This window comes from Brevibacillus nitrificans, from assembly GCF_003710965.1.
GTDB classification, from domain to species: Bacteria; Bacillota; Bacilli; order Brevibacillales; family Brevibacillaceae; genus Brevibacillus; species Brevibacillus centrosporus.
The window spans coordinates 463368-477710 of sequence record NZ_RHHU01000003.1; the positions used below are offsets into that span (position 1 = coordinate 463368).

A 14343-nucleotide genomic window follows, 5' to 3' on the forward strand; every position below is an offset into this window, starting at 1 on the left:
GCAAGGGGGGAATATGATGTGTGGACGCTTTACCTTGGTAATTGCGCCTGAGAATATGGCCAGACGTTTTCAGGTAGAAATGCAAAACCTGGAGTATCGCATGCGCTACAATATCGCACCGGGACAGCAGGTTCTGGCTATCATCGCAGAGAAAGGAAAGAGGCGGATGGGGGAGCTGCGCTGGGGATTGATCCCTTCTTGGGCGAAGGATGACAAAAAGGGGTTTCAATGGATCAATGCTAGAGCGGAGAGCCTGCAGGAGAAGCCGTCCTTTCAAAAGCTGCTGAGCAGAAAACGATGCATCATTCCTGCCGACAGTTTTTATGAGTGGAAGGACACGAAGCAAGGAAAGCAGCCCATGCGGATCATGCGGAAAGATGAACAGCCGTTTGCATTTGCAGGGTTGTTTGATACGTGGGTGCAACCGGACGGACAAAAAGTACATACCTGTACGATCATTACAACAACCCCAAACGATGTTGTTGCGCCGATTCATCCGCGCATGCCTGTCATCCTGCGTGAGGAAGACGAATCGATCTGGCTGGATCGCGAATATCAAGACCACCAGCAACTACAATCCATGCTCGTACCCTACAAGGCAGAGTGGATGCAGGCCTACCCTGTAAGCAAAGCGGTTGGAAATGTGAAGAATGATCATTTAGACTGCATTCGGGAAGTAAGTCTACATGAGGAAGAATAGCGAACGGGGAAATGCCCTTATTGGGGGTAAGGCTGGGCATCTCCTTGGAATAGTTTACTGACCATGGCATACAGCTTTCCAGGCATGTTTGGGAAGACGAACGAATACTGATTCGCTCCATTTGCCAACAGGGCGACAGGAGTTTCGATCACGTACGGTATTTTCATGAGATCGAGCATTTTTTTGTATTCATCCACCATCGACTGGTCGACCGTATAATAAAATGATTTGGAAGATTTCATGGGCGCACACTCCTTTCTACATATTGTAGCATAGCCGACATCGAGAAGGAACGAGACATAATAAAGGTTACGTTAACTAATGATAAAGCCTGTACTTTTCCGATGTGGGAAGAGGGTCTTCTTGTATATGTATGAATTTTCATGCTACGAATGTTGACCGAAAAAAGGAAAGTAACTATAATCAATATAATTGTTTCTTATCTAGTCAACAGGAGGTAATCGCGTGAAAGCCCAATTTGCCCCACTATTTGAAAATGTCACATTAAATAGCGGAGTTACGCTGAAAAATCGAATTGTCCTCGCTCCAATGACGCATATTTCTTCAAATGAAGATGGAACAGTCTCGGATGAAGAGCTCGAGTATTACGCGAGAAGATCTGGTGGCGCCGGGATGGTGATTACGGCGTGCGCATATGTGACACCAAATGGAAAAGGATACGCAAGACAGTTTTCTGTAGATGATGACTCCTTCCTTCCTGGATTAAAACGATTGGCAGCCAGGATTCAGGAAAAAGGTGCAAAAGCGATTCTGCAAATTTTTCATGGGGGTCGTTTAAGCCCTGCGTCTGAGGTGCCAAATGGAGAACCAGTCAGTGCGAGCGCAATAGCAAGCGAACGGAAAGGGGCTGTCGTCCCTCGTGCGCTAGAGGAAGAAGAGATTATCGACATTATCAAAGGGTTTGGCGAAGCCACACGCAGAGCGATCGAGGCAGGCTTCGACGGTGTGGAAATTCACGGTGCAAACGGGTATTTGGTTCAGCAATTCTTCTCTCCTCACTCCAATCAACGCGAAGACCGTTGGGGCGGAGGTGTAGAGAAACGCCTCACTTTCCCTCTTGCTGTGGTGGATGAAATCAACAAAGTGGTCGCCGAGCATGCAAAGGAGCCGTTTGTGGTAGGCTATCGCTTCTCGCCAGAAGAACCAGAGACACCTGGGATTACCATGGCGGAGACATTTGTTTTGGTAGATGCTTTGGCAGACAAAGGGCTTGATTATTTGCATCTGTCTGTAAATGAATTTTGGAGCGTATCCCGCCGTGGTACGGATGATTCACGCTCTCGGATCGAAATTCTCCAAGAGCGTGTTGGTGACAAGGTAGCTGTCATTGGTGTTGGTGGCATCAAAACGGCAGAGGACGCAGCGAAAGCATTGACGGCGAATGTCCCGCTGATTGCCATTGGAAGAGCGTTCATCGTGGAGCCGGATTGGGTCGAGAAGATCCAGGCGGGAAAAGAAGAGGAGATCGCCACGGCTATAACCAAGGACGATCAGGAGCGCCTCGTGATTCCAGATCCGTTGTGGAAAATGATTGTTCATTCTCCGGGCTGGTTTCCTGTGGTTCAAGAAGCGGACAAGCAGTAATAAGAGGTGGAGGAGAGAACAGGTGCGCGCTTGGGGCGTTCCTGTTTTTTTGTTTTGTTTATCGAGTTTTCATGGTTCGCACTATAGGGCGTGTATGATAGGCTGATGATAGTGATTTTCCGATATATGGGAGCGTGGAGAGATGGCAATCCCGCCAAAGCTAAGCAGGGGGCGACCAGCGAGTCGCCCCTTTCCTTCGAAAATGACTATTTTTTTGGGGCCCCTAACGACCCGCTTAAAAAGCTGTGGATCAACGCGTTGACTTCTTGTGGACTGTCGATATTCGGGAAGTGGGCGGAGTTTTTGAGAAAGATCTGCTGGACATCAGAGATTTGATTGACCAAGCTCTCTGCCGTCAAGAGGAAGTCTGCGTGATCAAGTTCACCTGACACGATAAGCGTCGGGGCGGATATTTCCGACAAACGACTTCTCGGATCAAGCTCCAGCCAGGTCGGCATTCCTGTGACGGTTGGCCGGGTGTAAATATCTCGATAAATGTCTGATAGCCACTGGCGCCTGCTTTGGACGCGCCGGCTTTGCTGATGGAAACCATCCAGCGTGATATGTAATGTGATGTCCAGCGCCTCCTCCAGATTTCCCTTCTGGAGCTGCTCTCGCATGTTCTGAAGCTTTTGTTGCCATTCATCAGAAGGGGGAACAAAGCCCCCTGGACACAATAGGATGAGTCGATCGACCAATTCCGGATAGGCTAATGCAAATTCAATGCTGGCATAGCTGCCAAATGAAGCGCCAACAAGTGAAGCGCGCGGGATGTTCAATTGCTTCAGCAAATCGTGCAGGTCTTCGTAAAGCGTATAGGAACCGCCTGGGTTGGCAGACTGCCCCATTCCTCTCATGTCAAAACGAAGAACCCTGTATTGGCTCGAGAGAACAGCCATCTGCGGCTCCCACATCCGGCTATCCAAAGGAAAACCGTGTACAAAGACGATCGTTTCGCCAGATCCCGCCATTTCGTAAAAGATTTTAGCGCCGCGACAGGGAATAAACCCTTCTTGTGCCATCGAAACCACCCTTCCGTCTGAAGAAGTGATACTCTTTCATCAAATACTACCATTTACTGGGGCGTTCATCTGTGAAAATTCAGTGGCATTTCCCAGGGGAACCTGGGCGTCAACTCCTGATTTTCAGGAAAGCGGATTTTTCAGTCATACAAAAAAGCGGCAACGAATATGTAAACAATATTCGGCAGCAAATAGGTCGGCATGGGCGTAACGATGGACGAGGTCTTGATGGAAGAAAGGGGGAGAGTGATTTCAAAATAACGAATGAAATCATCGTGACGGCTGGTGTTTATGTCAGGGTACAAGGGCGCTTCCCTTTTCAAATCGGACCGAACCGAGCTGGAACTGCACTAGGCATCGTCCGGCTGGGGGGCCATCGGGAAGGCAGGGAAACAGGTTGGCAATGCGCTGCGCGTGAAGCTCATGAGGAAGCGAGTTTGCAGGTCAGTCCGGTTCCTCCGCCGAGAACCTACTGGTATGAGACTGCAGCGGCTGACACGCCAGCTTTATTTGAAGGCGCGTGGCTAGAAGAGGGGGTTGCCCCGATCTTGATCGGCAGACATCTGAACAGACACAACATGACACCGATCTACTTGGCAGTTTCGCAAGACAAACCCGTCCCCGCTCATGAGACAAAGGGGTTGCTCCTTTTGAGTCCAGAGGAGATTTCCACCATCCTCTCAAAGGAAATCACGCTGGGACAGTATCTGGAGGCAGGAGGCAAAGCGCTTCTGCGAGCAGATCTTCCATTAAACGGCAGACTGCAGCCTTTCCCGCATCTCCGACTCCTTCACTGGGTACTCACACAGCATCCCGAGATTTTGTCATAAAGCGTCAGTTCGGACCATCGTTACGGTTCTGCGCTGACGCTCTTTCGTGTGAATTTAAACGATCGTTTAACGTGTGGCTGTTGGCTAACCATAATGGAATTGGCGAGGGCACAAATGGGGCACTCTTTGGAAGAGCGAATCAGCAAAAGTATCTCGCGAAAGTCGTTTTCAAAATGGTGAAATCATCCTAAAATACAGAATATAGGAGGAGACAATAGGGGCTACCCAAAGAGTATAGATGGATGTGGCAGGTCTGTTTCGTTTTCCGGTTTATGGATATGGAGGTTTTGCGCTTCGCCGGATCAGGCCATGTAAGACTCACAAACGAAGGAGTAGAAAACAGATGACGCTAATCATGGATTCAAAAGAGTTTGTCAATCGCCGTCAACGACTCGCAGAAAAAATGCCTGATCACAGTGCACTTGTCCTATTTTCAGGAGTTCTCAAGACACGAAGCGGTGACGATAAATATCCGTTTTCACCCAACCGCAGCTTCTATTATCTGACCGGCATTGCGCGCAGCAAGCTCGTTCTGATGATCACAAAACGCGGTGGCATCGTGACCGAGACGTTATTTCTGCAGCGTTCCAATGAACTGGAAGCGAAATGGACAGGAGCCGTTCTTTCGGATCAGGAAGCGAGGAAGCAGTCTGGTATCGAACATTTTGACTATCTGGATGAGTGGCTACCGTCATTTGGAACCTTTGTAAGACGCTGTGAAGGCAAATGTTCACTCTATCTTGATCTGTACCGCGATCAGTGGAGCGATGAGCCGACCCCGGCAGAAAGCTTTGCCGAAGAGGCGCAGAAGAAGTACCGGACTCTGCAGATTCAAGATGCTGGCCCATGGCTGAAAGAACTGCGTATGGTGAAAAGTCCGGCAGAGATCGTAGAAATCAAGCGTGCGATCGCGATCACAGATGAAGCCATCCGACGCATGTGGTCCCATGCACGTCCTGGAATGATGGAATATGAGCTAGAAGCGCACTACGATTTCACGTTGAAGTCACATGGTGTTCGCGAGCTTCCCTATTTGCCGATTATTGCGAGCGGAATCAATGCCACTGTTCTGCATTATGAAGACAATGACCAGCGAGCGGAAGAGGGTGACTTGGTCCTTCTCGACCTCGGGGCAGCGTCCAACTACTATGCGGCTGATATTTCGCGAACGTTTCCCGTAAATGGTCGCTTTACAGAACGCCAGAAGGAAATCTATCAACTCGTGCTCGAAGCAGAAAGCAAGACCATCGAAGCCGTGAAGCCGGGTGTCACCCTCCAGCAATTAAACGAAGTCACGAAGCAGGTTTTAACAGATGGCCTGCTGCGTCTTGGGCTCATCCAGGAGAGCTCGGAGCTGACGAAATACTACTATCACGGCGTGTCGCATCACCTTGGACTGGATACGCACGATATCTCGGACCACAGTGCTGTCTTGCAGCCTGGTATGGTGATCACGATTGAACCTGGTTTGTACATAGAGGAAGAAGCGATCGGGATTCGGATTGAAGATGATGTGCTGGTAACAGCAGACGGCTGCGAGGTGCTTTCATCGCAGATCCCGAGGGAAATCGAAGAAGTAGAAGGGTTGATCGGGAAAAAAGAGTAGCGGCTACTGTGGTTCCGTCTCTCGTCATTTTCGATAAAAGGGGTTTGCAGGGGCAGCGGATAAGGAGTGTCGAATTTATCAACACGCTTTGTCGTCGCCCCTAGTTTTTTGTTTGTTTCATAGTACTTTCTTTCCTCGATACTGGATGCATACAAGATCGGAGAGAAAGTGCTCCAAGCCGGGGGAGCTCGATGAGGAGCCGAACAAGAAAACCGCAGACGGCAATAGGTTAGCGTTTCCTTGACAATACTTTCACTATGATCGAGATGACCGCTGCAATCAAAATGAGATTGGCAATAAGCATGATTCCAGGTATTCCAACGGTAGACAAAAGAAAACACCTCCCTAAAAGTAGATGATTCATTCATCTCGAATCATTCGTTCAGCAATGGAATCTTCTTGCAAAATTTCTAAACGGTTATTGCGTTATGTATTTTTTAATTTTAGCTGAGTCCCAACTAAGAGAAAAGATAATGGCGGACCTTTTCTTTTTGGGTCCCACCCGAAAGAAACAGCTTGTGAAATAATTTCCGAGACGTCGGCTGGCTTAATAGCCCTTGCAGTTAGCTTTTCTACCTTTGGAAACTCGAGCCAATACTCATTCCTATCTGATTCAATATAGACCCGGATAAGTTGTCCTTGGTAGTCTGTGTGTTCTACAGTGAGTACAAGAAGACCTTTCGAATTCGAAGCAGGGGAGACTGCCCATCTGTAGCTTTCCTGCCCGACGACGATTCTTCTTGTACCTTTTTTGCTCATCGTCATCTGATCACCTCGTGTTTTACAGTAAACATAATAATTATTATGTAAAGAAATGACTCACAATAATGAAGACTACCGTTTGTAACAGAGCCGTAGCGATGTCTTGCTGCCAACTTGTATTTGTAGAAGTGTTCTTCCTGCTTCTGAAGAGGCTCAATAGGCGGTAGAGCAGGAAAAAACAGAGAAAGGCTACGAGAAGCTTTGTAGCGAGAAGCATATCCATACCTCCATGAAGTGAGATCAAAGCGATTTTCGCTATTGCACAGGCTATGGAATTCGGTTAGGGGTAGGCCTCTGAAAAGCGCATAGAGAAATAATACCATCATTTCAAATAAGAAGTAAAATTATGGAATTTGAACTACGACTCGATGCAATTTTATACTCCATACCCCGTAGTCCAGTAAAGCTGGATACAAATTCATGCAATAGTACAGCTATACTCTTTTACACAAGGCGCACTCATGCCTTATAATGATAATGATTATCAAATTCATTCGTTATAAAAAGGGAGAATCATCCGAGTGTTTTTACATCCGATAGAATGTGCAAAAGATACCTTTTTTGTTTTGCGAGGAATGGAACGGCAGCGATTTGACTCACATCAGGAGCACCCGCCAGCATGGATTTCCGGATATCACCTGGTCTATATCCAGGAAGGGGAGGGGATCATGCGTGTCGACGGCGATCCACTCCTGTTGAAGTCTGGGAAAGTAGTGCTGCTCAAACCAGATTGCTGCATAGAAATGGAGGTTCGATCCGGTAAACCGCTGTTTCTTTACGATTTCTCGTTTACCTATACGATGATAAGTGACAAGCCCAGGCAGGCAGAAAAGGTTGCACTCTCTACTGGTCATCATATGCTTTCTGCTAAAGCAGCCGTTCAACTGTCGTTGCTGCTCGAACAGCTAGAGCAGCGGCAGGGAATAGAGGAGCCGCTGGCACAATGGAAGCAGTCGATTTTATTTCAGGAGTGCATGCATCTGGTTCTATCCGATCCGGTTTCGAGTGAAGAAACAGGGGGGACGCGGGAAGCTATCGAAAAAGTGCTGCTCTATTTGCAGGAGCACTATCGGGGGGACATTTCCTTAAAAGAAGTTGCACACATGCATGGTATCAGCGCCTCGAATTTTTCAGGTGTGTTTAAAAAGCATGTGGGACTAAATCCGCTTGACTATGTTACGCAGCTACGCATAGCGCAAGCCCAGCGAAAGCTGAAGGCGAGCCAGCCGATTGAGCTTGTCGCTCGGGAGGTCGGCTTCAAAGACCCGCTGTATTTCAGCCGGATCTTTAAACGTACCGTGGGTGTCACGCCGTCCATCTATCGTAAACATCGTCATACCGATAAGATCATTACGCTGCTGCCACATCTGAACGATTACTTGCTTGCACTGGAAGTCAAACCGTTTGCGACGCTGCCCTATGGCGGGAACGACCACATAAATGGTTATCTCCCTTATCTGGCCCGTGAATTACAGGAGACAAAGCTCACGGGCAGTTGGAACAAACCCGACATGGACGAGCTTGTCGAAGCCCAGCCTGGTTTAATTCTCGGCTCGAACTGGTTCCCTATCAATTTGGAAACAGTCAAGAAAATTGCGCCGACCATCCCGATCATTTTGCGGGATGATTGGCAGAGTCTCTTGCTGGATTTTGCCCGTTTTTTTGGCAAGGGCGACGAATGGAAGCTTTGGATGAGGCGATACGAGCAAAAAGTAATGCAGGCAAAGTCGCTGTTATCCTTATCCCATTCTTCTCGCGAGTCGGTTATGATTCTTACGGTGACGTGCAGCGAATACCGGGTGTACGGAGGGAGAAGGCAGCTTGGTAAAGTACTATATGAAGACTTGCAGCTGACACCTCCTGCGGGCATCACGACAAAAGCACACTACGTTTGCGTGAACCTCGAACAAATCCAGGCGATGAATCCTGATCATATTTTCCTAACGACGAACAATTCCAATCCGAGCAAAGAGCAGATCAAAAACCTCAAGGAGACCAAAGCGTGGTCCAGCCTGCGAGCCGTTCAAAAAAACCAAGTGTATGAGGTGGAGAGCTGGCTGAACGGGCATGCTCCGATCAAGCACAGTCTGTCCATCGATGTCGCTATCGACCATCTGGCCGCGAATAGACAGAAGCCATGGGAAGCAATAGGGATGTAAGCCACTTCAGAGGAAGTGGCTTTTTACGTGGAGCGTCACAAGATTTTGTCCTGAAAGGAACAAGAATTCGTGAATTGTGGGAAGGGTATGGGTTACTCTATAATCACTTACAGTGAAAATGATTATCACTAATGACAGGGAGGTTCACTCATGATATCTTTTCAAAGGTATAAAAAACTGCTTTCAGGAGCGATCTGCCTGTTCGCGTTGACCACAGCAGGCTGCGGGACAAGCCCGGCCCAGCAGGCAGGACAGTCAGGTACGGGAGCCGCGCCAGCACCGGCGGCAGCACAGGAGCAGACAATCGAGCACGATTTGGGAAAAACGGTCGTATCAGGAGAACCGAAGAAGATCTTGTCTCTTCATCCTTGGATCAGCGATTTCTTGATCTCCATGGATACAACCCCATCTGCTTCTCCAAGCGCAGGTCCCGACTCCACGGAGTTCACCTGGTATTTGAAAGACGGTCTGAAAGATTCGGTAAACTTAGGCTGGCAAATTCCAAAGCCGAATCTGGAGTTAATCGTGCAGAGTAGCCCAGATTTAATCATCGGCAATCAAAACTTTGGCGAATTGAACGATCAGCTGTCCAAAATCGCGCCTACGATTTTCATTGAGCCTGTAGAGGATGAGAAGGGCGTGCGCAAAATGCGTGATACCTTCCTGCGTCTCTCCAAAATGCTGAACAAAGAAGAGATCGCCCAGAAAAGGATCGCGGAATACAATGCAGAAGTGGAAAAGTACCGTACGCAAGTGAAAGCAGCGATTGGCGATCAAACCGTCATGTTCCTGCGCGTTACGGACAAAGAGCTTCGCTACTACAGTCCGAAGCTGTTTGAGGTTTTGTACGATGATCTCGCAATAGCTAAACCTGCGAACATTCCAGACGCTGCCAAAAGCTTTCAACCGCTCTCGATCGAAAAGCTTCCAGAAGTAAACCCAGACTACATCTTCCTGCTGCACGAGGGAGGAGAACGTGTGTCTTCCTTGCGGGAAACCGCTATCTGGAAAGGTCTTGCCGCTGTGAAAAACAACCGCGTATTTGAAGTGGACTACGACTTGTGGTTCCAAGGCTTCGGCCCAATTGCGAATCGCTTGATTTTGGAGGATGCAACAGAGAGGCTGCTGGGTACAAAAGCAGCGAAATAGAAGTTCATCAAAAGACGCCAACAGACTCGAGAACACTATCGAACGCGAATCGCACAGAGCTGCCCCAAACGAGGACTTGATACTCGTCTGGGGTTTTCTTATTGCAGCCAATGCTCAGCAGAAATTTGTCAGACACTAAAATAATATTGCGAATTTTTGTTGACGAATGAAAAGGGTTTCAATTATACTTTCACTAAACCGGTTCGCTAAACCGATTTAGTACACTTCGAAATGTATCGATTATGACAGGATAAATCGTTTTTGCATCGTGGTAGAGGGTGTTAGGAGGAAAGAAAATGACATCGAATTTTGGTGTGTTCACGCTGGGAGACGCAATGATCACGATGAACCCGGCCGTGAAGGGCCCGCTGCGATTTGTGTCGCAGTTCGAGCGAAAGGTAGGCGGCGCGGAGCTGAATTTTGCGATTGGCTGTGCGAGGCTGGGTTTGCGTTCGAAATGGGTAAGCCGACTGGGGAAAGATGAGTTTGGACGAGTCATTGATCACTTCGCGCGTGGCGAAGGGATCGACATGAGTGACGTTCATTTCGTGGAAGGGTATCCCACTTCCCTGAACTTTAAAGAAATTCGTGAAGACGGATCGGGAAAAACGTTCTACTACCGGTACCAATCCCCTATTTTGACCATGAAACCGGAAGACATTACGGCTTCCATGTTCGAAGGAATCAATCTCGTTCACATTACGGGTGTCTATCTGGCAATCGACCCGCAAAATATGCAAATCGTCAAGCGAGTGGTACAGATTGCAAAGGAAAAGGGACTTGCCATTTCATTCGATCCCAACATCCGTCTCAAGCTGTGGACGATTGAAGAGGCGCGAAAAGCCTACTTTGAACTCTTCCCGTACGTCGATATTTTGCTGACGGGCAGAGATGAGATTCATCTGATACTGGGAGAGGACAGTGACGAAGCACTGGTTTCTCTGGCAGAAAAATATGCGATCGATCAGCTCGTCGTCAAAGATGGCGCGAACGGGTCCAAGCTGTACACGAAAGGAACCTGGCATGAAAAAGAAGCGTTTTCCGTGGAGGCCGTTGACACGGTCGGGGCAGGAGATGGCTTTGATGCCGGTTACATCTACGCTTTTCTAAACGACTATCCCTGCGAGGAGCGGCTGGTCTTCGCCAATGGTGTCGGAGCGCTGGCTACGACAGTGTCTGGCGACAATGAGGGGCTGCCTTATTTGGAAGAAGTCTTTCCTTTTATCCGTCAGGAAGCCGTGATTGAAAGATAAGGTGGGAGAGAGTGTGACGACCATTCCGTTGATCTTGAAAGAAGTGGGAGCTGCGCTCAATGGCTGTTGCCAAGTAGAGTACCAGGCATTTGTTTCACTCCTGAAGCGGGAGTCGCGGTTTTTCTTCACAGGGGAAGGGCGTTCCGGTCTGGTCGCGAAAATGGCTGCGATGCGCCTCATGCATAGCGGGAAGTCCGTGTTTGTCATCGGGGAAACAACGACGCCTGCGATCGGTGCCGATGATGTACTGATCGCCGTCTCTGGCTCTGGACAGACACCACTGACAAGCCAGATTGCTCAGTTTGCCGCAGCTGCCGGAGCATTCGTCTGTGTGGTGACCACGAGTGAAGCCGTTCGACAGCTTGCATGGTGTTCAGCAGTTCTGCGCATTCCTGCTGCGACAAAATACCGTCTAGCTGACGAGCCGACAACGATACAGCCGCTAGGGAACCAGTTTGATCAGGCCGCCCATTTGCTTCTGGATGCCGCGATCATCGATAGTTTAACAGAAACACAATCGAATGAATCTTTCAGGGCAAGGCATGCCAATCTGGAGTAGGAGGGAATCCAATGGCCAGCATTGTGATTCAAGCAGAGGAAGCTAGAGAGCTTGTGGTAAAGAAGTTGACAGAAGCAGGACTACATAGCGACGACGCAAGCAAAGTGGCAGATGTCCTCGTGCACGCGGATTTGCGCAATGTAAATTCCCACGGAGTGCTGCGGACGGAGCATTATGTGAATCGCCTGCAGGCAGGTGGGATCAATCCCCATGCCCGACCGACCTTTTCGCCATCGGGGCCGGTAACAGGTGTAGTCGATGGAGATGACGGCTTCGGACATGTCATCGCTGATCTGGCGATGGAGCATGCGATCGACATGGCGAAGAAAAACGGAGTCGGGATGGTCACGGCCATCAACAGCAGCCATTGCGGGGCGCTCAGCTACTTCGTACAAAAAGCGGCGGATGCGAAGCTGATCGGCATCGCGATGTCCCATACGGACAAAATCGTCGTCCCTTTTGGCGGGAAGACACAGTTTCTGGGGACTAATCCGATTGCTTACGGCGTTCCTGCAAAAACAAAAAAGCCTTTCATTCTAGATATGGCTACCTCCAATGTGGCTTTGGGCAAAATCTTGCAAGCGCGTGAAGAAGGCAAAGAAATTCCGCATGGCTGGGGTGTAGACGAGCAGGGTTCGTCCGTAACGAACCCACACGATGTCGTCTCCCTGCTGCCTTTTGGCGGTCCCAAAGGGTACGGATTGTCCGTCATCGTGGATATTTTTTCCGGCTTGCTGGCTAGAGCCGCCTTTGGCCCGCACATTAGCAAGATGTATGGAGATCTGGATCAAAAAAGAAAGCTGGGCCATTACTTTTGTGTGATCAATCCTGCCTTCTTTACGGACGCTGATGTATTTCTGGAGCAGATGGATCGGATGATGGAAGAGCTTTCGCTTGTAGAGCCTGCGCCTGGTTTTGACCGCGTTTACATACCAGGTGAGATCGAGCAGCTGCATGAAGAAAGAAATCGCGCCCACGGCGTTTCCATCGCACAAAGTGTCTACGAATTTTTGACGAAGTAGGTGAGCGAGCATGAAAACAGTCCAAGTTCGAAAAGCGTATGACCTTCATCTGCATGAGGTAGATAAACCTGTGATCGCACAGCCAACAGATGTGCTGGTAAAAGTGAAGCGAGTCGGCATCTGCGGCTCTGACGTCCATATTTATCACGGAACCAATCCGTTAGCGACCTTGCCGAGAGTCGTTGGGCATGAAGTGGCGGGCGAAGTGGTGGAGATTGGATCAGCAGTGACGAGTGTCAAAGTAGGTGACCATGTGGTAGTGGAGCCTATTCGCTACTGCGGCACTTGCTACGCGTGCAGAAAGGGCCGTCCGAATGTATGCGCTTCCTTGTCCGTATTCGGGGTGCATGAGGACGGGGGGATGCGCGAGTGGTTCGTGCTGCCAGAGAAACAGGTGCACGTCGTAGACGCCAGCCTGCCTTGGGAAGAAGTCGTGCTGGCCGAGCCGTACACGATCGGCGCTCAGGCTGTATGGAGAGGTCAAGTGGAGCAAGGCGACACGGTATTGATCCAAGGTGCTGGCCCGATTGGCATTTGCATTCTGAAAATGGCCAAGCTGCAGGGTGCCACTGTCATGATAACCGATCTGAATGAAGAGCGGCTCGCCTTTGCAAAGGAAAACGGCGCAGATGTCACCATCCATGCCGGAAAAGAAAATGTCCGTGAAGCCGTGGCGGAATGGACGCAAGGGGAAGGCGTCAATGTCGTGATCGATGCGGTCTGTCTGCCCATGACGTTTGAGCTGTCGGTAGACGTCGTTTCTCCTGCTGGAACAGTGGTCGTCCTAGGTTTTGATGAGCGGCCTGCTGCCATTCCTCAGTTGCCGATTACCAAAAAAGAAGTAACGATCGTAGGCTCTCGTCTGCAGACGAATCAGTTCCCGAAAGTCGTTCGCTATTTAAATGAAGGAAAACTAAAGCACAACGGACTCGTCACTCACACATTTCCACTGGAAAAGGTGCAAGAAGCCTTTGATTTTGTGGAAAAGCATCCGGATCAGGTCCGCAAAGCTTTGATCGTTTTTGAGTAAGGAGGTGGAACTGTGAACAAGAAATACGATGTCCTGCAGAAGCTGGAATCCGCCAAAGTCGTAGCAGTCATCCGCGGCGCGAGCGCTGAAGAAGCGATCCAGCTGTCAAAAGGTGCGATTGAAGGCGGGATTCAGGCAATTGAAGTCACCTATACGACCCCGAACGTAGCAGCTGTGTTTCAGGCACTGGAGCAGTCGAACGCCCTTTTGGGGGCCGGGACGGTTTTGGATGCAGAAACGGCGAGACATGCGATGCTGTCGGGAGCCAAATTCATTGTCAGTCCTCATTTTGAGAGAGAGATCGCGACGGTGTGCAATCGGTACGGGGTCCCGTACTTGCCAGGATGCATGACCATCAAAGAGATGGTACAAGCACTTGAAGCTGGCTGCGACGTACTCAAGCTGTTTCCGGCAAACCATTTCGACGCTTCCTTTATCCGCTCTGTCAACGGTCCGCTTCCTCACGTTCGCATCATGCCAACAGGCGGCATCCATTTGGAGAATATGAAGGAGTGGCTCGAGGCAGGGGCAGTCGCGGTCGGGATTGGCAGCGATTTGAACAAAGCCTATCGAACGGGCGGCTTCGAGGCAGTTGTTTCCTTGAGTCAAAGCTATATGCGCAAAAGCGCGGAATAAGGAGGGAATC

General features: G+C 49.5%; 14 protein-coding genes. 11 read left to right on the plus strand and 3 right to left on the minus strand.

Annotated elements, in window-relative coordinates:
* Positions 1–13 precede the first annotated feature (13 nt).
* Positions 14–700: an SOS response-associated peptidase gene (locus EDM59_RS04165; RefSeq protein WP_342769180.1), complete on the plus strand. Its 687-nt coding sequence runs from the start codon at positions 14–16 to the stop codon at positions 698–700.
* A gap of 17 nt (positions 701–717) precedes the next feature.
* Here EDM59_RS04165 and EDM59_RS04170 read toward each other — a convergent pair whose 3' ends face one another.
* Positions 718–942: a hypothetical protein gene (locus EDM59_RS04170; RefSeq protein WP_122922445.1), complete on the minus strand. Its 225-nt coding sequence runs from the start codon at positions 940–942 to the stop codon at positions 718–720.
* 223 nt (positions 943–1165) lie between these two features.
* On the opposite strand from EDM59_RS04170, the gene EDM59_RS04175 reads away from it, so the two are divergent.
* Positions 1166–2305 (plus strand): NADH-dependent flavin oxidoreductase, encoded by a 1140-nt coding sequence (locus EDM59_RS04175; RefSeq protein ID WP_122922446.1) that lies wholly within the window; start codon positions 1166–1168, stop codon positions 2303–2305.
* A gap of 206 nt (positions 2306–2511) precedes the next feature.
* Here EDM59_RS04175 and EDM59_RS04180 read toward each other — a convergent pair whose 3' ends face one another.
* Positions 2512–3327, minus strand: a complete 816-nt coding sequence (locus EDM59_RS04180) for an alpha/beta fold hydrolase (RefSeq protein ID WP_122922447.1) — start codon at positions 3325–3327, stop codon at positions 2512–2514.
* A 71-nt stretch (positions 3328–3398) separates the two neighbouring features.
* Here EDM59_RS04180 and EDM59_RS04185 point away from each other — a divergent pair, with 71 nt between their 5' ends.
* Both EDM59_RS04185 and EDM59_RS04190 read left to right on the plus strand, forming a co-directional pair.
* Complete coding sequence (locus EDM59_RS04185) at positions 3399–4157, plus strand: NUDIX hydrolase (RefSeq protein WP_122922448.1); 759 nt, start codon at positions 3399–3401, stop codon at positions 4155–4157.
* 355 nt (positions 4158–4512) lie between these two features.
* A complete protein-coding gene (locus EDM59_RS04190) occupies positions 4513–5763 on the plus strand; it encodes an aminopeptidase P family protein (protein WP_425455943.1) in 1251 nt (416 codons plus the stop codon).
* 426 nt (positions 5764–6189) lie between these two features.
* On the opposite strand, the gene EDM59_RS04195 is transcribed toward EDM59_RS04190, so the two are convergent.
* Entirely contained in the window at positions 6190–6528 is a 339-nt protein-coding gene (locus EDM59_RS04195; protein WP_122922450.1) for a hypothetical protein, read from the minus strand.
* A 572-nt stretch (positions 6529–7100) separates the two neighbouring features.
* Between EDM59_RS04195 and EDM59_RS04200 the strand changes: the two genes are divergently transcribed.
* The 7 genes from EDM59_RS04200 to EDM59_RS04230 all read left to right on the plus strand — a co-directional run bounded on the left by EDM59_RS04200 (position 7101) and on the right by EDM59_RS04230 (position 14333).
* The gene (locus EDM59_RS04200; RefSeq protein WP_122923369.1) at positions 7101–8684 is read left to right on the plus strand and encodes a helix-turn-helix domain-containing protein; all 1584 of its coding nucleotides are present in this window, start codon (positions 7101–7103) and stop codon (positions 8682–8684) included.
* 150 nt (positions 8685–8834) lie between these two features.
* Entirely contained in the window at positions 8835–9833 is a 999-nt protein-coding gene (locus EDM59_RS04205; protein WP_122922451.1) for an ABC transporter substrate-binding protein, read from the plus strand.
* 296 nt (positions 9834–10129) lie between these two features.
* The gene (locus EDM59_RS04210; RefSeq protein WP_122922452.1) at positions 10130–11086 is read left to right on the plus strand and encodes a sugar kinase; all 957 of its coding nucleotides are present in this window, start codon (positions 10130–10132) and stop codon (positions 11084–11086) included.
* Positions 11076–11645 (plus strand): 6-phospho-3-hexuloisomerase, encoded by a 570-nt coding sequence (gene hxlB, locus EDM59_RS04215; protein WP_246010887.1) that lies wholly within the window; start codon positions 11076–11078, stop codon positions 11643–11645. The genes EDM59_RS04210 and hxlB overlap by 11 nt, the downstream gene beginning before the upstream one ends.
* 11 nt (positions 11646–11656) lie before the next feature.
* Entirely contained in the window at positions 11657–12667 is a 1011-nt protein-coding gene (gene allD, locus EDM59_RS04220; protein ID WP_122922453.1) for an ureidoglycolate dehydrogenase, read from the plus strand.
* Between the two features lie 10 nt (positions 12668–12677).
* Positions 12678–13697 carry a zinc-binding alcohol dehydrogenase family protein gene (locus EDM59_RS04225; RefSeq protein ID WP_122922454.1) on the plus strand — a complete coding sequence of 340 codons (1020 nt, stop codon included), beginning with the start codon at positions 12678–12680 and terminating at the stop codon, positions 13695–13697.
* A gap of 12 nt (positions 13698–13709) precedes the next feature.
* A complete protein-coding gene (locus EDM59_RS04230) occupies positions 13710–14333 on the plus strand; it encodes a bifunctional 2-keto-4-hydroxyglutarate aldolase/2-keto-3-deoxy-6-phosphogluconate aldolase (RefSeq protein ID WP_122922455.1) in 624 nt (207 codons plus the stop codon).
* Positions 14334–14343: the final 10 nt, after the last annotated feature.